At 49.2% G+C, this 16,386-nt stretch carries 17 protein-coding genes and 1 pseudogene; 7 read left to right on the top strand and 11 right to left on the bottom strand.

The genetic code is table 11. The annotated features are described in order from the left end of the window. Positions 1 to 21: 21 nt before the first annotated feature. The 4 genes from topB to K6V26_RS03505 are packed head-to-tail and all read right to left on the bottom strand — an operon-like array spanning position 22 to position 4,541. Entirely contained in the window at positions 22 to 2,109 is a 2,088-nt protein-coding gene (gene topB, locus K6V26_RS03520) for a type IA DNA topoisomerase (protein WP_004291456.1), read from the bottom strand. A 60-nt stretch (positions 2,110 to 2,169) separates the two neighbouring features. After that, entirely contained in the window at positions 2,170 to 3,741 is a 1,572-nt protein-coding gene (locus K6V26_RS03515; protein WP_004291455.1) for a DUF3945 domain-containing protein, read from the bottom strand. Positions 3,742 to 3,761: 20 nt separating this feature from the next. Continuing rightward, positions 3,762 to 4,112, bottom strand: a complete 351-nt coding sequence (locus K6V26_RS03510) for a helix-turn-helix domain-containing protein (protein WP_004291454.1) — start codon at positions 4,110 to 4,112, stop codon at positions 3,762 to 3,764. Between the two features lie 3 nt (positions 4,113 to 4,115). Continuing rightward, positions 4,116 to 4,541, bottom strand: a complete 426-nt coding sequence (locus K6V26_RS03505) for a helix-turn-helix domain-containing protein (protein WP_004291432.1) — start codon at positions 4,539 to 4,541, stop codon at positions 4,116 to 4,118. A gap of 138 nt (positions 4,542 to 4,679) precedes the next feature. Between K6V26_RS03505 and K6V26_RS03500 the strand changes: the two genes are divergently transcribed. Then, positions 4,680 to 4,979 (top strand): helix-turn-helix domain-containing protein, encoded by a 300-nt coding sequence (locus tag K6V26_RS03500; RefSeq protein ID WP_004291426.1) that lies wholly within the window; start codon positions 4,680 to 4,682, stop codon positions 4,977 to 4,979. Between the two features lie 31 nt (positions 4,980 to 5,010). Beyond that, positions 5,011 to 5,316, top strand: a complete 306-nt coding sequence (locus K6V26_RS03495; RefSeq protein WP_004291424.1) for a helix-turn-helix domain-containing protein — start codon at positions 5,011 to 5,013, stop codon at positions 5,314 to 5,316. 77 nt (positions 5,317 to 5,393) lie between these two features. Here the strand turns inward: K6V26_RS03495 and K6V26_RS03490 are convergent, their stop codons facing one another. The 5 genes from K6V26_RS03490 to K6V26_RS03470 all read right to left on the bottom strand — a co-directional run bounded on the left by K6V26_RS03490 (position 5,394) and on the right by K6V26_RS03470 (position 10,400). Continuing rightward, a complete protein-coding gene (locus K6V26_RS03490) occupies positions 5,394 to 5,756 on the bottom strand; it encodes a hypothetical protein (protein WP_004291423.1) in 363 nt (120 codons plus the stop codon). An 11-nt stretch (positions 5,757 to 5,767) separates the two neighbouring features. After that, positions 5,768 to 7,003, bottom strand: a complete 1,236-nt coding sequence (locus K6V26_RS03485) for a site-specific integrase (protein WP_004291422.1) — start codon at positions 7,001 to 7,003, stop codon at positions 5,768 to 5,770. A gap of 306 nt (positions 7,004 to 7,309) precedes the next feature. After that, on the bottom strand, positions 7,310 to 8,827 hold the full coding sequence (locus tag K6V26_RS03480; RefSeq protein WP_224264621.1) for a DEAD/DEAH box helicase family protein: 1,518 nt from the start codon (positions 8,825 to 8,827) through the stop codon (positions 7,310 to 7,312). Between the two features lie 4 nt (positions 8,828 to 8,831). Next, positions 8,832 to 9,212, bottom strand: a complete 381-nt coding sequence (locus K6V26_RS03475; RefSeq protein ID WP_007657701.1) for an HU family DNA-binding protein — start codon at positions 9,210 to 9,212, stop codon at positions 8,832 to 8,834. Between the two features lie 276 nt (positions 9,213 to 9,488). Then, positions 9,489 to 10,400, bottom strand: coding sequence for a helix-turn-helix domain-containing protein (locus K6V26_RS03470; protein WP_128133791.1), 912 nt, complete (start codon positions 10,398 to 10,400; stop codon positions 9,489 to 9,491). A gap of 183 nt (positions 10,401 to 10,583) precedes the next feature. On the opposite strand from K6V26_RS03470, the gene K6V26_RS03465 reads away from it, so the two are divergent. The 5 genes and pseudogenes from K6V26_RS03465 (at position 10,584) to K6V26_RS03445 (ending at position 14,280) form a co-directional block, all read left to right on the top strand. Further along, on the top strand, positions 10,584 to 11,075 hold the full coding sequence (locus K6V26_RS03465) for a transcriptional regulator (protein ID WP_224264620.1): 492 nt from the start codon (positions 10,584 to 10,586) through the stop codon (positions 11,073 to 11,075). Between the two features lie 108 nt (positions 11,076 to 11,183). After that, positions 11,184 to 11,867, top strand: a pseudogene (locus tag K6V26_RS03460) (carboxymuconolactone decarboxylase family protein); the annotation flags it as partial. A gap of 102 nt (positions 11,868 to 11,969) precedes the next feature. Further along, entirely contained in the window at positions 11,970 to 12,290 is a 321-nt protein-coding gene (locus K6V26_RS03455; protein WP_224265804.1) for a cupin domain-containing protein, read from the top strand. A gap of 99 nt (positions 12,291 to 12,389) precedes the next feature. Further along, positions 12,390 to 13,052: a flavodoxin gene (locus K6V26_RS03450; RefSeq protein ID WP_224264619.1), complete on the top strand. Its 663-nt coding sequence runs from the start codon at positions 12,390 to 12,392 to the stop codon at positions 13,050 to 13,052. 22 nt (positions 13,053 to 13,074) lie between these two features. Then, positions 13,075 to 14,280 carry a DUF418 domain-containing protein gene (locus K6V26_RS03445; RefSeq protein WP_224264618.1) on the top strand — a complete coding sequence of 402 codons (1,206 nt, stop codon included), beginning with the start codon at positions 13,075 to 13,077 and terminating at the stop codon, positions 14,278 to 14,280. An 80-nt stretch (positions 14,281 to 14,360) separates the two neighbouring features. On the opposite strand, the gene K6V26_RS03440 is transcribed toward K6V26_RS03445, so the two are convergent. Further along, complete coding sequence (locus K6V26_RS03440; protein ID WP_010800140.1) at positions 14,361 to 14,918, bottom strand: sugar O-acetyltransferase; 558 nt, start codon at positions 14,916 to 14,918, stop codon at positions 14,361 to 14,363. A gap of 35 nt (positions 14,919 to 14,953) precedes the next feature. After that, complete coding sequence (locus K6V26_RS03435) at positions 14,954 to 16,384, bottom strand: sugar porter family MFS transporter (RefSeq protein ID WP_224264617.1); 1,431 nt, start codon at positions 16,382 to 16,384, stop codon at positions 14,954 to 14,956. Positions 16,385 to 16,386 lie beyond the last annotated feature (2 nt).

Here is a 16,386-nt window from a genome sequence, read left to right as displayed (position 1 = left end):
GAACAAGTGGCAAAGTTAATACTATTTCTTCCGTCCTGAAAATTTCTTGTCCTTTTTAGCCTCCGGGAACACAAAAGTCGTGTTATATTCCCCGTCAAAGGCGACAACAGCATCGAAACTCTTGCCCTGTTTGCTCTTGAACCCTTTGAGCAGCTTGGTATGCCCTTCGGTGAGCAGGTCTTTGATTTCATCGTCGGACAGGGTGCGTCCCGCTTTCAGCCGGAACACGGGCAGTCCGCACTCCGTGTTGTCGCAGCGTACCACCTTGCCGTAGAACCGCATCCTGCCCGTGCCACACTTGGGACACGCGCAGCCGGAGTCACGGCTGCCGAAGAGCTTGTCGCACGAGATCAGTTCGGAGGTTATCTCACGTGTGTACGCCTCTATCTCCTTGCGGAAGGTGTCGTCGGACAGTTCCCCGCGCTCGATACGCGCCAGCTCCTTTTCCCATTCGCCCGTCATGGCAACATCGGCGATGCGCATCGTCTTGACGACGGAATTGAGGGCAAGTCCTTTTTCGGTGGGAACAAGCGACTTCTTGCAGCGTTCCATGTAACCGCGCTTGAAAAGCGTTTCGATGATGGAGGCGCGTGTGGCGGGAGTACCGATGCCACAGTCCTTCATCGCCTGCCGCAGTGCGTCGTCCTCAATTTCCTTGCCCGCCGTTTCCATTGCCGAGAGCAGGGTGGCTTCGGTATGCAGCGGCTTGGGTTTGGTCTTTCCTTCGGTAATGGACGAGCCTTTCGGTGTCAGCGTGTCGCCTTCCTGCCAGCCGGGGATGGTAATTTCCTCTTTTTCCTCGCCATAGACGGCACGCCATCCGGTTTGCTTCACGACGCTGCCTTTTACGGTAAACTCCACTCCGGCACATTCCGCCGTGACAGTGGTCACATCCTTGACGCATTTCTCAGAGAATGCCTCGACCATGCGCCCGGCAATCATCTGATAGATGGTATTGTCCTCTTTGGAGAGGAAGAGCGGTTTCTCACCCGTGACGAGCAGGGCATGGTGGTCTGTCACCTTGCCGTCGTCCACGCTGCGGCGTGTCGGGGCGGCTTTTGCCCGCACCTTGTCTTTCCATTCGGGCTGTGTGCCGATGAAAGCGAGCAGTTTGGGAATTTCGGCAAACACGTCTTCGGGGATGTAGCGGCTTCCCGTTCTCGGATAGGTTATCAACTTCTTTTCGTAGAGTTTCTGCGCGATTTCAAGCGTCTGTTCCGCCGTGAAGCCGTGCTTGGCGTTGGCTTCTTTCTGGAGCGTGGTCAGGTCGTAGAGCAAGGGAGTTTCCTCCGTCTTCTCCTTGCGCTCGGCTTTCGTGACAGTGGCGCAACCTGCCGCCTTTACCTTATTATATAGTTCCATCGCCGGTTCTTTCTCTTTCCATTTCTCGGAGGATGAGAATTTCACGACTTCGCCGTCGCAACCGTCCGTTGCGATATGGAGCTGCCAGAATGCTTCGGACGTAAAGCGGCGGTTCTCCCAGTAGCGTTCACATACCATAGCCAACGTTGGTGTCTGCACCCGCCCCACGGAATACGTGCCGTGTCCGGCGGCGATGGATAACGCCTGTGTGCCGTTGATGCCCACGAGCCAGTCGGATTCGCTCCGCGCTTTGGCGGCGAGGTAGAGGTTGTCGTATTTGCTGCCGTCTTCGAGTTTCCGCAGTCCCTCGCGGATAGCTTTGTCGGTGAGAGAGCTGATCCACAGGCGCACGAAAGGAGTGGTGCAACCCGTATAGTGGTAGAGGTAGCGGAAGATAAGCTCTCCCTCGCGTCCGGCATCGGTCGCCACGATGATATGTTCGCTTGTGTCGAACAGTCTTTTGATGACTTTTATCTGCGACACCACGCCGCTGTCGGGCTTGTAACCTTTCTCCGTCCTGACCTGACGGGGGACGAGCGTGAATGTGTCGGGAATAATCGGGAGGTTGTCACGGACAAATCCGCGCACGCCGTAGCCGTCGGGCATGGCAAGCTGAACGAGGTGTCCGAATGCCCATGTCACGGCATAACCGCCTCCCTCGAAATATCCTTCCTCTCTCTTTGTCGCGCCCACGATGCGGGCGATTTCACGTGCCACGGAGGGCTTTTCTGCAATGATTGTCTTCATGTCTTCTTCTTTTTTGTTGATACTTTGGATTTTATTTTGGATTCAGTGGCGGACACGGGATTACATTTTCATGCCCTTGCCCGTTTTCTTCTGCGGCTTCTCCTGCTGCTGTTGCTGGCGGGCGTCCTTCGGGTTGGTCTGACCTTTCTGCAACGGCTCTCTCAGATTCTTTGTAGCCTCGTTGGTCTTGCCATCGTTGTTCACCGCCACCTGCGTGCGGCTCTCGTTGGACGGAGCAACCTGCTGTGCATTGTCAGGGTTCGTGTCGTAGCGGTACGGGCGTCCCTTCTCCGGGTTGAACTTGATATACATCGTGGCATGGAAGCCCTGCTTGTCGGTCACGTTCTCCAGCTTCACGGCTTTACCCGCCACATAGTCGGCTTTCTGCTGGTCGGTGAAGCTCACGCCGCTCCATTTGCTGATGGGGCGGATGCTGCCGTCCTCGTTCGTCCACGTGTTGCGGCGTTGCTCCTTCTTGGTCTGTGCGGCATTTTCCCCGCCCTGCGCCTGACTTTTCGATGTGTCGCCTTTGGTTTCCTGTGTCTGTGCGGTACGGGGCGACTTGCCGGTTCCCGGCACGAACTCCACGCCGCGCTGCTCCACGTTCACTTGCAGGGTGGTGACGAACTTTCTGCCGTCGTTGCGCTCGATGAGCTTGTCGCGTACGGGCAGTCCGGCGCGGAGCATGTCCCGCTCCTGCGTGGTGATTTCCGTCTTGCCGATGCGCTCCGGGATGCGCACCCTGCTTGCCGGAATGTCCGTGATTTCATTCGTCTTGCGGTCGATGCTGATGTAGGAGGGGATGATCTCGCCCGTTTCCCTGTCCACAATGTCCACGACCCTACCGAGATTGCCCGTTTCGCGGAGGTTCTTCCGGTCATTGTCGGAGAATTTGTGTTCCTTGTACTCATCCAGCTTCTGCTCCTTGCGGATGAAGTGCGGCACGAGGCTGATGTTTCCCTCACCGTCCTTCTTGAAGGAGAGGCGGGCGTCCAGCTCGAATGATTCGCCGCCGAAGGTCGGTTTGACCTTTACCAAGTCGGACTTGCCATAGTTGAGCATCTTCGTAAGGTCGCCGGACTTTTCAAGGTTGTCCCGCTTTACGCCCCATCTGTCCTCCAGCTCCTGCCAGTTGATTTTACTCTCGTCGATGGGCTGGTAGCCACGTTTGCCCTGCATCTGTTCGGATTTGTCCTGTTGCTGTTCTTTCCGTTGTTCCATGTTCTCCTGTTTTTGAGGTTCTTGTTTCTCTGTCTGTTGTGCTGCCATCTCTTCCTGCACCTTCTTCTCATAGTCGGAGGTGTCCACCTTGTGAGGGGCGAGCAGCTCCTTGTTCGCTTCGGGGTCTTTCAGCAGTTGCTTCATCACCTCTAAGAGATTTTCAGCTTGGTCTGCCGCAATGCGGTAGAAACCGAAGCGGCTGGGTTCCTTGCACTGCCGGAAGAAGTTCTTGAAGAAGTTGTCCAGCACGTCGCCATGTCGGTCGAATTGCAGGAAACTCTGCGCGTTCTCCGCTTTTGCGGGGGTGCGCTTGGGTGTGCCGTCCGCGTTCAGCCCGGCTACCACGCTGATCTCGCCTGTCTTCTCGTCACGGACTACCAGCACGTCCTTTTCGTCTTTTTTCTTTGCCATCTGAAAAATGTTTTAATGGGTTATTTATGAAAGAAATTATGGATACGAGCCTTGTAGAAGGCTATATCTTCCTTTTTGAAGTCCTTGATATGGTTGGAAAGGAATGTCAGCACGTCCTCCTCGCTGTAATAGGTCTTCTTGCCCAGCGTCTTGTAGGGCAATGCGCCTACGCTGCGGTAGCGTTGGAGGGTGCGTTTGCTTATCTGGAGCAACATGCACAAATCCTGATTGTCGAAAAGGCGGATGCTTTCCGTGATAGTGGGCTGTTTCCCCTCAGCCTTCATCGCCAGCAGCAGTTCGTCCTGACGGTCGAGCCGTTCCATCAGCTTCTGCATCCAGCCCTCGAAGTTGTTTCGTGTGAGCAGTTCCATGACCTATGTCCTCCTTCCTTTTGGTTTGCCGCCCGTGCGCAGCGTGTGGTTGTGGAACAGGGTGTCTATTGTCCCTTCCTCGTTCCTTACTGTGTTGTCCTCCAATAGCCGCAGTATCTCGGAAAGGCGGTAGCGGCAGCTTCCGCGTACCACCACATACTCGATACGGTGGTCGGTGCGCATACGCTGCATGGTGCGCTTGCTCACGTTGAGCATCTTCGCCGCCTGTGCCGTGTCAAGCAGCTTGTCTTCGGTTTCCCGCTTCCGTTTCTTCTCGTCCCTTGCCTCGCGGATGTACCCTGCGATGTTCGCAATCTGCGCCATCATCTCCTTGTAGGCGGAACTTTCCATTGTTATCACTTTCATGTTCAGTCCTTTCTTTTTGTTTCTGCGACAAAATTCGGCAATAAACAAAAGGGGCTTTAACAACTCACTACGTGACTCACGTAAGATTTTTGCGGAAGATGGCTCCGTAACCCGGTCAAACGGCGCAACAGGCAGCCTTTCAGCGGAAAACGATACGTCTTGTATGCCGTTTCGTTACCTTTGCGGCAAACTCTAAATGACATGAATATGGAAATAGTATCTATCGAGAAAAAGACTTTCGAGATGATGGTGGCGGCATTCGGCGCACTCTCGGAGAAGGTCGCCGCCCTGAGGCGCAAAAGCGACACGGGGCGCATGGAAAGATGGCTCACGGGCGAGGAGGTCTGCGGGCAGTTGAGAATAAGCCCGCGCACGTTGCAGACGCTGCGTGACAGGCGGCTTATCGGCTACTCGCAGATAAACCGCAGGTTCTATTACAAGCCAGAGGAGGTGAAGCGGCTGATACCGCTTGTCGGCACGCTCTATCCGCACGGCAGATGATTTGATTTATTCACCCACTGAATCCGAAGTTATGATGAACGAGAACAACGATGTTTTTACGATGGAAGACGAGCCGATAGCCTCTGTGGTGCAGGATATGCGCAAAGGCTCGAAATGGCTGTCCGCATTTCTGGAAAGCTACCGTCCTCCGCTGGACGGGGAACGTTACCTGACGGACGGCGAGGTGTCGGAACTGCTCCGTGTGAGCCGGCGCACCTTGCAGGAATACCGCAACAACCGCGTGTTGCCCTTCATACTTTTGGGAGGGAAGGTGCTTTACCCGGAAACGGGGCTGCGCGGGGTACTGGAAGCGAACTACCGCAAGCCGCTGGAGTGAGGCGGTTTCATGAAAAAGTAAACGGGTGACACCTTTTGTGGTGCTACCCGTTTACTTGTCTTATGGGGTATGTGCAATCAGCAATACCCGGCTTTTCCGTTCTGTATGAACATCACGTATGTCTGCCGTTTCTCTTGTGAGAGTGCCTTTCCCACCAGCCATGTGCGGAACAGGTGGGTGTTGTAGGTATTCACCCTGAAAGCGACCGGGATGATGATTTCAAGGGCGTACACGTCCGCGTGCAGCCCGTTTTCAAGCTGCATGTAGCGGCACACCTCGTAGTCGTTCAGCACGTCCGACTTGCGGACGGCTCTGATGGCGGCGTTCACTGCCGGGACGGTCGTATGGAACAATCCGGCTATTTCGGTGGCGGTCATCCACACGTCGTTACCGGTTACGCTGACTGCCTTGTCCTCGATGATGATTGTGTCACGTTTCATGGCTTTTCTTTTTAGATGGTGCAACCTGCAAATTCCTCGACGCCGTTCAATCTTGCGGCAAGGTTCTCCATGTCCTGATTGAGCTTCTCTTTGGTTATCTTTGCGTAAATCTGCGTCGTCTTTATGCTCTTGTGTCCGAGCATGGAGCTGACCGTTTCGATGGGAACACCGTTGGAGAGGAATATCGTCGTGGCTGCCGTGTGGCGGCTCTGATGCCACGTGATATGCTTGGTGATGCCGCAACGCTTGGCGACGGCACGGATACCGGCAAGGCACGTGTTATAATGCGGAACGGGAAATATCCTGCCGTCCCCGCACAGTCCCCGGTATTTGCCGATTATGCGGTTGGCGATGTCGAGCAGGCGGATGTTGGACACCACGCCCGTTTTCTGGCGGTTGATGTTTATCCACTCGTGTTCGTCGAAGTAGGTGCGGATATTCTCTTCCGTAAGGTTGCGCATATCCGCGAACGACAGCCCCGTGAAGGCGCAGAACAGGTAGAGGTCGCGGTACAATTCCTGTTTGGCGTTTTTCAGTTTCCCCTCCATCAGCAGGCGGATCTCATCTTTGGTCAGGAAACTGCGTGTTGTTTCCTCCTTCTTGATTTCATACTCGCGGAACGGGTCGCGCGTCAGCCACTCGTTGTTGATGGCGATGAATACCATCGTCCGTAACGGGCAGACGTACAGCCACACGGTATTGGTGCAGCAGTGCTTGTCCGTGCGCAGGAACATCTCGAAGTCGGAGATGAAAGCCGGGGTAAGCTCTTTTAGGGCGATGTCCTTCACATGGTAGCGGATGTCGAGGAACTCTTGCATGTGCTTGTAAACGGTGCGGTACTTCAGCAGCGTGCCTTTGGCTTTCATGCCTGCCTCCACCTGCTTCTCGTAGTCCTCGTTGTGCTGGCGGAACACCTGCATCAGCGTGTGGTAGCGGTGTTCCAGTCCGAGAAAGGCGTTCTTCACCTTCTCCGCCGTGACGAAGTTGTCACGCTCCATGATTTCCTGATAATGCCTGTTGATGCGTACCCGCATCTTGTCAAGCATACGGTTCGTTTCGAGTGCCGCCGTGCTTCTGCCCGTGACACGTCCACCTTTGGTGTCCCACAGTTTCGGATCGACAGTCAGTTTGCAGCTGAACTGTGTCTGGCTGCCGTCCACCGTGATGCGTCCCATGACGGGAACTGTCCCGTCCTTTTTCACTACCTGACGCTTGAGGTAGTAGATTACTGAAAATGTACTCTTCATTGTCCTTAATTTTTGGGTTTCAAAATTAGTTGGTGAAGAGTCCGGTGTTGGTACGCAAAACGGGGAGGAACGGCGCAATCTTTTTCCGTAACCTGATTTTTCGCATGAGTTATGGATAACTCACTATTCCTTAGAGCCTTGTTTCGCTATTCGTACCCGTTTGTCGCATTTTCGGGCATGGTTACGAACAAGTAACGTAGCGGCGTCAGGATTTGGCTTCGGCAGGGATTGTAATGGCTTCACGGATTATCGCCACTTCAACCAAAACCCTTGTAACTCAATTCTATCACTATATCTTTCCGCATTTCACTTTTTTGTAGTAACTTTGCAGGTGTAACATTCATGGAACATGCAATCGTATTCGGAAGAAAGGATACGCGCCAGGTAACGGCTGTAACGGTCCTGGTCTTTCTCGTCGGGAGAGAAACGCAGGTAAGCGATCCGTTCAAATTGCTCGAGAAGAAATATACGACGCTGTTTACGACTGGTCTGCCGATGACGGGCCAGACGGTCGTTGTCGGTCAACGGATATTGTTTGTCTTCATGCGTCACCTCAAAAAACGGGACATCCCGGTAGGCATTAAACAAACTGTCCGCCGAACGGTACAGGCTCTTTACCCGTTCCTGCTCCCGGAAATTATCCTGCCGGAAATAATTATCCTTTCCATTCTGATAGACATACTGTTGATAAGTAAGATTGACGGCTGCCTCCATATACGTCTCCCGGTATCCGCGCCGCTTATCCTTTTTACTCTTTTCCCTGATCTCCGTCATGGCCAGCCGGGCACTCTCCAGCCACTCGTCCACCTCCGACGCATTCATTGCCTCCAGCGACGGCTTGATACTGGTTATATGCGTCAGGCTGCGGAAACCGTTACGGAAACGGCCGGCTATCTGTATGGCTTCCGTCCGCGGATCGATCACCGACTGCTCCGCTCCGTAAAGGTCGGAAAGCAGGATAATATCCGGTTTACAACGTACATCGATATCGACTGCCGAAAAGAAACGGCTGGTGAAAAAGTTATACCGTTTCAACTCTTCGATCCGATCATGCATGCTCCGGTCTTTCACATGCCTCAGCTTCGCAATGCCCTGGGTACTGCAAAAAGTAGCAGAGTTTTGCAACTCCGCCATATCCTTATAAAGCGATTCGATCGTATCGATGGAATTGACGAAGATGCAAATTTTACTCTTACATTCGGGCAGCACTTCCGCCAACGCTTCCACCACATTATTAGTCGTGACCAGACGGAGCGGCTTACGATACGGATAAGCCGGCTCGATGCGTAGTTCGGTAAAACCATGTTCCTCAAACCTCGGATCGCGGGGCAGGATCGGCGTGGCACTGACAAATGCCATCTGCCGGAAAAGAAAAAAGTCGTCGAACGGCGCCTCTATCGTCTCGCGGAAATCGTTATCCTGGATAATCTTCTCACATTCGTCGAACAACATGAAAAAGTCCTTATACATATCGACACCTTCATCCTCCATCGCCTGCTTTACCTTCCAGAAACTTTCGGGCGTCACCATGATCTTGCAGCAGCCGGGATATTTGCGGATATGGCGCGCCACCTCATCAGTCTTGACACCGCGGTAAATACCCAGCAGGTTCTTATGTTTCTCCATCTTCCCGACGATCACCGGCACGTTCGGTTCGATGATAATAGAAGAACGGGAAGACATGATCTCGCAATAGGTAGCTCCCAATCCGGGCAATACCTTGTTCAGTATCACCCGTGTCGGTATATTTTCTTTTCCGTGGCGGCGAAGGGCATCCGACAGATACTCCCCTTTCCGGATATCCAGTTTAACGGTACGTATCATCACATTATTCCCTTTCAAATTGTACGGATCTCAGGCGTTGCATGAGTTCGGGTGAAACTTTAAACACGACATCTTTCACGGAGATAGATCCGGCACGTATCTCTTTGGGATCTTTCACCAGCCTCGACTGTGCCGTCAAAGTAAATGTCCCCAGTCCGCTGATCGACACGCTGTTGCCGTCTTCCAGCAGGCTGATGATCCCTTCTTTGATTTGTTCGATTGCTCCGAGCATAGCGGCGCTGCGGAATCCATGATCGCCGGTCACATAAGAAGCCAATCCTTTTGAATCGACATTGTCCGAACGGATCACCTGCGGATAGAAGCCATCTTCGATATCTTTGGAGAGATTGGTCGGGCGTTTGCGTAGTCTATATTTTACAGCCATTGTTTTGTATTGCTTAAGGTTACTTTTCCAAAGATAGGATATATAATCGAGAAAAAGGCGGTTCCCGGCAATTAGTTATGAAAAAAGGCGGCTATCCGAATTGTCATCCCGGTGACAATGAAATATCATCGGGATGATGTCGGGACATCACCGAGGTGACAGTTTACAAAAGTAATAGGCTTTGCCGTTAAAGTATTAAGCTTTTGGGGTTAGATACTATAGCTTTTGAGGTTAAGGGTTATAGGGAACTCTCCGTCCCTCTTCTAGCCATAAAACTCAAGACAGTACCTTAGCCGATGTCCTATACTCATTCGGTGAACATCCGATAACCCGTTTGAAGGCTTTGCTGAAATATTGGGGATATTGATAACCCAACGCATAAGCAACGTCACTGATCGACTTGGACGGATCGGCTAATAGTTCTTTTGCAACAGCCATCGTTTTTACCAAAATATATTCCTGGGCGGACGTTCCGGTTTCTTTCTTGATTAAGTCACCGAAATAATTAGCAGACAAATGCAACTGATCCGCACAATAAGCAACGGTAGGAGTTCCTATGGATAAAGGTTTTCCGGACGTAAAATAGTCATTCAGCAACTTTTCGAAATCGGTCAACGTATCTTTATTTGCCTTCTTACGAGTGATGAATTGCCTGTCATAGAACCTGACACAATAGTTAAGCAACAACTCGATGGCCGAAGAAATAATTAAATTACTGTGTTTGTCCTTCGCCTCCCTGATCTCCTCGTCGATCTTCATCATGCAATCTATTATGGTCTGGCGTTCCTGCTTTGAAAGGTGCAACGCTTCATTTACGGCGTAGGAAAAAAAAGTGTAGTCCTGCATATGATGCCCGAGATGTGTGCCATGCAATAATTCGGGCTGAAAGGTCAGCCACCATCCCATTGGCTGAAATTCTTCTCCTGTATCGTCGTTACCGATCACTTGTCCGGGAGCCGCAAATACCAGGGTATTTTCCTGAAAATCATAATAATTCCTTCCGTATTTGATCTGATCGGCACATTGAATATCTTTCAGGTAAACGACGTAAAAACCAATATTCTTACGTACATGACGTAACGGACTGATCTTTGACGCATCGATCACACTAACCAACGGATGCGGTGTTTCGATACCCAGAAAGTCATTATAGTCTTTAACCGTATTCAGTTTTATGATTTTATCCATGCCGGTGCGTGATTTATGTTTTCGACAAATGTAATAAATATCTGTGAGTTACATGATCCGATCAGTAATAATTATACGTATATCCGTAATTCGTATCATACGGAATCTTTTCGGGTACGGTAATTTTGTAGTATGCTAAATAATAATTAAATGACAACAGAATAAATGAATAATAGGGAACTTATGACGATCGATCAGTTTAACAAATTGACGGGCCGGGAAACCCTGCATCCGTTGATTAGTATAATTGATCTGTCGAACGCAAATCTGAACCGCGATATTCGCATGACGTGTGATTTTTACGGACTTTTGTATTATGTAACGTTAGACGGAAATCAATATTCCGGGAAAGACAAACTCCGCCTCATTCATCCCGGAGAACTGGTAGAAATCCCATCACTCGAACATCGTTCAACCAATGGCTATACGGGCATTATATTCCATCCCGATCTGTTATATGAGACATCATTGGAGGGGCGTATCGATAACTATCCGACACGTTGCTGCTGCCGGGAACCGCTATCAGCACATGAGCAACAGGTCATATCGGACAGTCTCCAAAAGATCAGGGCAGAATTGCATCATGCCATCGACCGCCACAGCGCATCGATCATCGCTTCGCATATCGAGTTGTTACTCAATTACTGCGTGCGCTTTTGTAATCAGGCAAACTAGACACATTTACTCATATCAGTAATAATTATACATGAATCAGTAATTTATGCCTGTCCCGGATGGTTTATACCTAGTAATTTTGTACCAGATAAATAAAAGTAGAAACAAATGAAAGTAAGACTCGGATTCGCTGCTACATTATTATATATCCTGTCATTGGCGGGAAATATAGTAGCACAGCCTCCCAAAACAGAACAAATGATGGATAAGAAGCGACAACACATTGTGGAGATTGCCGCCCTGACCGGCAAAGGCGACCTCGATAAATTGAAGACGGCCCTCATTGCCGGATTGGAAGACGGTATGACCGTCAATGAGATCAAAGAAACGATAGTACACGTACATGCTTATTGCGGATTTCCACGGGCATTGCGCGGCTTGCAGACTTTTGTCGGTGTTCTCAACGAACGCAAGGCAAAAGGTATCGAAGATAAAGCCGGACGGGCAGCTTCGCCGATAACCGATTCACGCAGTAAATATGAACGCGGACGGGAGATTCTTGCCGAAATATCAGGTGTCCCTGCTGATGCTCCGAAAGCTGATTACGCTGTGCTGGCTCCCGAAATAGAAGTATTTCTGAAAGAGCACCTCTTTGCCGATCTCTTTGAACGTGATGTACTGACCTATGCTGAACGGGAGATTGCCACCGTATCGGTATTAGCAGCGATCGGCAACGTTGAACCGATGATGAAAGGACATATGAATATCGCTTTGAATGTGGGCGTTACTCCCGACGAACTGCGTAACCTGCTTGCCATTGTCGAGAAACTGGTCGGACGAAGTGAAGCCGATAAAACGGCAGTCCTGGAAATATCTTCGGCGACAGCGATATTTCCGAAGGGGAATGTCATAGAAGGTGCAAATTTCAATGGAACGGCTTATCTACAACGTCTGATGACCGACAGCGAAACATTTGACGTGGTAGTGTCCGATGTTATATTTGAACCGTCAGCCCGTAACAGCTGGCATTCACATCCGGGAGGCCAGATTCTGATCGCGACTGCCGGTAAAGGGTATTATCAGGAAAAAGGGAAACCGATTCAGGTTCTTAAACCCGGAGATGTAATAGCTATTGCCCCTGATGTGAAACATTGGCACGGTGCGGCCCCCGACAACGGATTTACACATATGGCCATCAACACAAAGGTTTCACTGGGTGCGACCGAATGGTATGATCCGGTGACAGATGAAGAATATAATGATTATAAAGAATAATAAAATGATGTCCGATCTCAATAATGTCAAGATAGCCGATTTATTGGCTGAATGGTTACATGAAAATAAATTAGACAAATAATATCCCAATAGAACAGTATGAAAAACTTATTATTAATCTCGCTTTTACTTTTCTCCGCAACAACAATAGGTGCCTGCTCGGAGAATAATGATATTTCTTTTCCGGATACGGAACAGCCGGAGTCTTCCGACCTGCCTTCCGGGAACAGTAAAACATTTGTGGCCTATTTCTCGGCAACCGGTACGACACAGGCAATAGCCGAACGTATTACCGAACTGACCGGAGCTGACATATACCGTATTAATGCAGCCGATCCGTATGCGACGAATCCTTATGATGATACCGAACGGATACAAAACGAAGCATATAACGACCTGCGCCCCGGTGTAGCAAACCTTCCCGACAAAAAGGCGATTGCACAATACGACACGATATTCGTCGGATCGCCTTGCTGGTGGCATCAACCGGCGATGGTGGTCTGTACATTCCTCGATAATTATGATTTAGGTAATAAGGTAATCATTCCGTTTTTTACTTACGGTGCTACGACTTACCTGAACGAATCGATGCAAAAGATTTATAAGGTAACGCCTGAGTCTATTCATATACCGGCAACATTACCCGAAGATCTCGATCCCGAAAATATCCGTGAACCACAAAATGATGATGCCGGGATAGATATGCCGAATGGTCCAGATGACGTAGAAGCATGGTTATTGAGAATCAAATCGAATCAATGATAATTAATTACAAACGAATAAAATGGAAATAAATAAGACATCAACCTCACCCGGCGGACGTATTACAGTAATTGATGCCCTGCGTGGCTTTTCACTGATCGGTATCTGCCTGATTCATGCCATGCAACATTTTGGAGCGATAGGGACAATGGCCCCCCAAGCAATGTTTCCGTGGGAAGGAACGCTGAATGAGATTTTCAGATGGTTTATTAATTATCTGGTTTTCGGTAAATTCTTCATTATCTTCTCTTGCCTGTTCGGTTTAAGTTTCTTTATCCAGATGGACCGGGCGGCAAAGAAAGGACTTGATTTCCGGAAACGTTTCTTATGGAGGTTATTGCTGCTGGCGGTAATTGGCTATCTGCATGGTTTGATTGTTCGTGTGGATATCTTGCTGATATATGCGACATTAGGCTTCGTGTTGGTATTAATGTATAAATGGCCGACAAAATTACTGGCAGGTATTACCTTGTTTCTTTTCCTGGGAGGCGCCTCACTTGTACCGGTAGTCTATAAAAGTCTGACGGCACCGGCTATAGAGCAGGTGGAACAGGTTATTGCCAGACCTGCATCCCGTCCGGCTGGTCCCCGGCAAGTTCCTACTTTATCTGAAACGATAAAGAATAACGCTTGGAACGGACTGGTCGGTAAAATGGGATTCCAGGTATCGAGCGGACGTATCTACCAGACTTTAGGACTTTTTATCTTAGGGCTTATTGTTGGACGTATCCGTTTATTCGAACGCATGGATGAATTCCGGAAACGGTTAAATCGCTGGGCATTGGCTGCCCTCGTATTATTAGGTCTGCTTTACGTAGCGAGACCTTATATTCCGGCAGTTGCCTGGGGAGAAGTTTCTTTCTATTCATGGATGGGATCAACTACCACCAATCTGATCAATCTGCTGACCGCTTATCTGTGGGTAATTATTGTAATAGAAGTTTATCGTTCACAAAAAGTACAACGGGCCGTAGAACCGTTGGTCAGTTACGGCCGTATGGGGTTGACAAACTATATCGTACAGTCCGTGGCCGGTGTCTTCATCTTTTCCGGTTTCGGATTGGATTGGAGTCATTTGGGAGTTTTCCTGAGCGTATTGGTTTGCCTTGCTTATACAGGCATACAAATCGCAATTAGTCATTATTGGCTGAAAGGTTTCCGATATGGCCCAATGGAATGGCTGTGGAGAACGGGAACCTATATGAAATGGCAACCGCTGGTACGCTAACTGTAAGTTTTTATATCTCCATCTGAAAAAACATCGTTCCGCTGATCATCAAGTATCACCGGAACGATGTTTTTTTGAAATCACTTTATCTCTTTGACCACCCGGCAAGGATTCCCTACCGCCAGTACATTCGATGGAATATCTTTTGTTACCACACTGCCGGCACCGATCACGGTATTATCACCGATGGTTACTCCCGGCAGGATATTTACACCGGCACCGATCCATACATTATGTCCGATAGTTACGGGACGGGCATATTCAAGACCACGGTTTCGCTGCTCTGCATCCAACGGATGACCGGCAGTATAGATACCAACGTTCGGGGCAATAAAAGCATTGTCACCGATACAGACCTTAGCTCCATCCAAAATAACCAGGTTTACATTGGCATAGAAGTTCTCTCCTACTTCAATATTATATCCGTAATCACAAGCAAAAGGCGGTTCGATGATCAGGTTGTTTCCTGTTTTACCCAAAAAAGATTTCAGTAATTGCGTCTTTTCTTCCTGCTGAGAAGGGCGCAGACGGTTATAATCGTAAAGCTGTTCTTTCGCTTTCTCACGATCCGACAACAATTCAGCATCGTAGTTGGCATCATACAACAAACCCTGACGGCATTTTTCTTTCTCTGTCATTGGCTACATTTTTATGTTCCCTACAAATATAAGAATTATTTCAGCTTACGAGGGCTTTCCCTCTTCCGCCAGAAACATTCTATTTGTTCCAGAGAGACGCCCTTTGTTTCAGGAACATAAAAATACCCCCAGATCAGCGCAAGAAAAGCAATCCCTCCGTAAAACCAGAAAGCACCGGCAGGATTCCCCAGGTCCTCTCCTTCCATAAGGATTTCTTTTCCCGGTATTGTCAGCGCTTTTACGATCTTAAAGAAGGTAAATGAAACAATACTGTTAAAAAGCCAGACGGAAAGTGAACCGAGGGAAGCTCCCAGTCCACGTAACTTCAACGGGAAGATTTCCGAGATAATCAGCCATCCTAAAGGTCCTATACTGATGGCAAAGAATGCTACATAACAGAATATAAGTAAAATAGCCACCCATTTTACAGAGTCGCCCAACTGATTTACATAAACAAAACACAAGCCTAACAGTAAAAGCGAAACGACAATTCCGGATAATCCTATAAAATAAAGTTTTCTTCTTCCCAGGCGGTCGACAAAATAGACAGACACAACCGTAAAAATAACATTGACCAATCCAACCCCGACAGAGGCCCATATAGCAGCAACAGTCCCGTCAAAACCTGCCATCAGAAAGATTTTAGGGCTATAATAGATCACTGTATTGATCCCGACAAATTGCTGGAAGAACATAATCCCTATGCAAATAATAAGAGGCGTCCTCAACCAGGGTTGTAAAAGCTCTCTCCACCCGGACTTCTCCGCTTCACTTCTTTTTATCTCCTCCTGCATCTGCCGAAAAGAAATCTTTGCCTGTGCTTTCCCTTCTATCCTGTTCAGAATGCGGATACTCTCGTCATGCCTTCCCTGACTCATCAGCCAACGCGGAGTTTCCGGCATAAAAAACATACCAATCAAAAGGATACAAGCCGGAATAACTCCCACATAAAACATCGGCCGCCAGCAAGTCATATCACTTTCATCCGCAAAATACAAATCTGATAAATAAGAGACCAACACCCCGATCGTAACCATTAGCTGGAACATGGAGACAAGCGTACCTCTCACTTTTGTCGGTGAAATTTCAGCTATATATAAAGGAACAGCAAAAGAGGAAACGCCTATGGCTACTCCCAGAAAAAGACGGGCTAATACTAAATTCCAGGCATCGGCAGCAATCCCTGACCAGACTGCCCCAACCGCAAAAATAACGGCAGATGCCAAAATCACTTTTCTGCGTCCTAACCGGTCCGTCAGTTTACCACAGAACAAAGCACCCAGGATGGCTCCCAACAACCCTGCCGACGTAATCAGTTCAACCATTCCATTGTCTATTCCAAAATCCTTCTGAAAAAAAGGAATAGCTCCCGATATCACTCCCGTATCAAAGCCAAAAAGCAGACCTCCGGTTGCCGCAATAATGGCTATGACATAAATCAACATCTTGTTATGCGCTGTTTTCATGG

Origin of the sequence: Parabacteroides goldsteinii (assembly GCF_020091425.1) — a bacterium.
Taxonomy (GTDB): domain Bacteria; phylum Bacteroidota; class Bacteroidia; order Bacteroidales; family Tannerellaceae; genus Parabacteroides; species Parabacteroides goldsteinii.
The sequence above is the reverse complement of the archived record's forward strand: the minus strand, read 5'-3'. Positions and strand labels throughout refer to the sequence as shown.

What these genes read in the sequence shown, in the direction of transcription:
- topB (WP_004291456.1), bottom strand. Translation starts at nt 2,109, where the DNA reads ATGAAGACAATCATTGCAGAAAAGCCCTCCGTGGCACGTGAAATCGCC.
- K6V26_RS03445 (WP_224264618.1), top strand. Translation starts at nt 13,075, where the DNA reads ATGGAAATAAATAAGACATCAACCTCACCCGGCGGACGTATTACAGTA.
- K6V26_RS03495 (WP_004291424.1), top strand. Translation starts at nt 5,011, where the DNA reads ATGATGAACGAGAACAACGATGTTTTTACGATGGAAGACGAGCCGATA.
- K6V26_RS03465 (WP_224264620.1), top strand. Translation starts at nt 10,584, where the DNA reads ATGACGATCGATCAGTTTAACAAATTGACGGGCCGGGAAACCCTGCAT.
- K6V26_RS03500 (WP_004291426.1), top strand. Translation starts at nt 4,680, where the DNA reads ATGAATATGGAAATAGTATCTATCGAGAAAAAGACTTTCGAGATGATG.
- K6V26_RS03470 (WP_128133791.1), bottom strand. Translation starts at nt 10,400, where the DNA reads ATGGATAAAATCATAAAACTGAATACGGTTAAAGACTATAATGACTTT.
- K6V26_RS03510 (WP_004291454.1), bottom strand. Translation starts at nt 4,112, where the DNA reads ATGGAACTGCTCACACGAAACAACTTCGAGGGCTGGATGCAGAAGCTG.
- K6V26_RS03450 (WP_224264619.1), top strand. Translation starts at nt 12,390, where the DNA reads ATGAAAAACTTATTATTAATCTCGCTTTTACTTTTCTCCGCAACAACA.
- K6V26_RS03455 (WP_224265804.1), top strand. Translation starts at nt 11,970, where the DNA reads ATGACCGACAGCGAAACATTTGACGTGGTAGTGTCCGATGTTATATTT.
- K6V26_RS03490 (WP_004291423.1), bottom strand. Translation starts at nt 5,756, where the DNA reads ATGAAACGTGACACAATCATCATCGAGGACAAGGCAGTCAGCGTAACC.
- K6V26_RS03485 (WP_004291422.1), bottom strand. Translation starts at nt 7,003, where the DNA reads ATGAAGAGTACATTTTCAGTAATCTACTACCTCAAGCGTCAGGTAGTG.
- K6V26_RS03435 (WP_224264617.1), bottom strand. Translation starts at nt 16,384, where the DNA reads ATGAAAACAGCGCATAACAAGATGTTGATTTATGTCATAGCCATTATT.
- K6V26_RS03515 (WP_004291455.1), bottom strand. Translation starts at nt 3,741, where the DNA reads ATGGCAAAGAAAAAAGACGAAAAGGACGTGCTGGTAGTCCGTGACGAG.
- K6V26_RS03480 (WP_224264621.1), bottom strand. Translation starts at nt 8,827, where the DNA reads ATGATACGTACCGTTAAACTGGATATCCGGAAAGGGGAGTATCTGTCG.
- K6V26_RS03440 (WP_010800140.1), bottom strand. Translation starts at nt 14,918, where the DNA reads ATGACAGAGAAAGAAAAATGCCGTCAGGGTTTGTTGTATGATGCCAAC.
- K6V26_RS03475 (WP_007657701.1), bottom strand. Translation starts at nt 9,212, where the DNA reads ATGGCTGTAAAATATAGACTACGCAAACGCCCGACCAATCTCTCCAAA.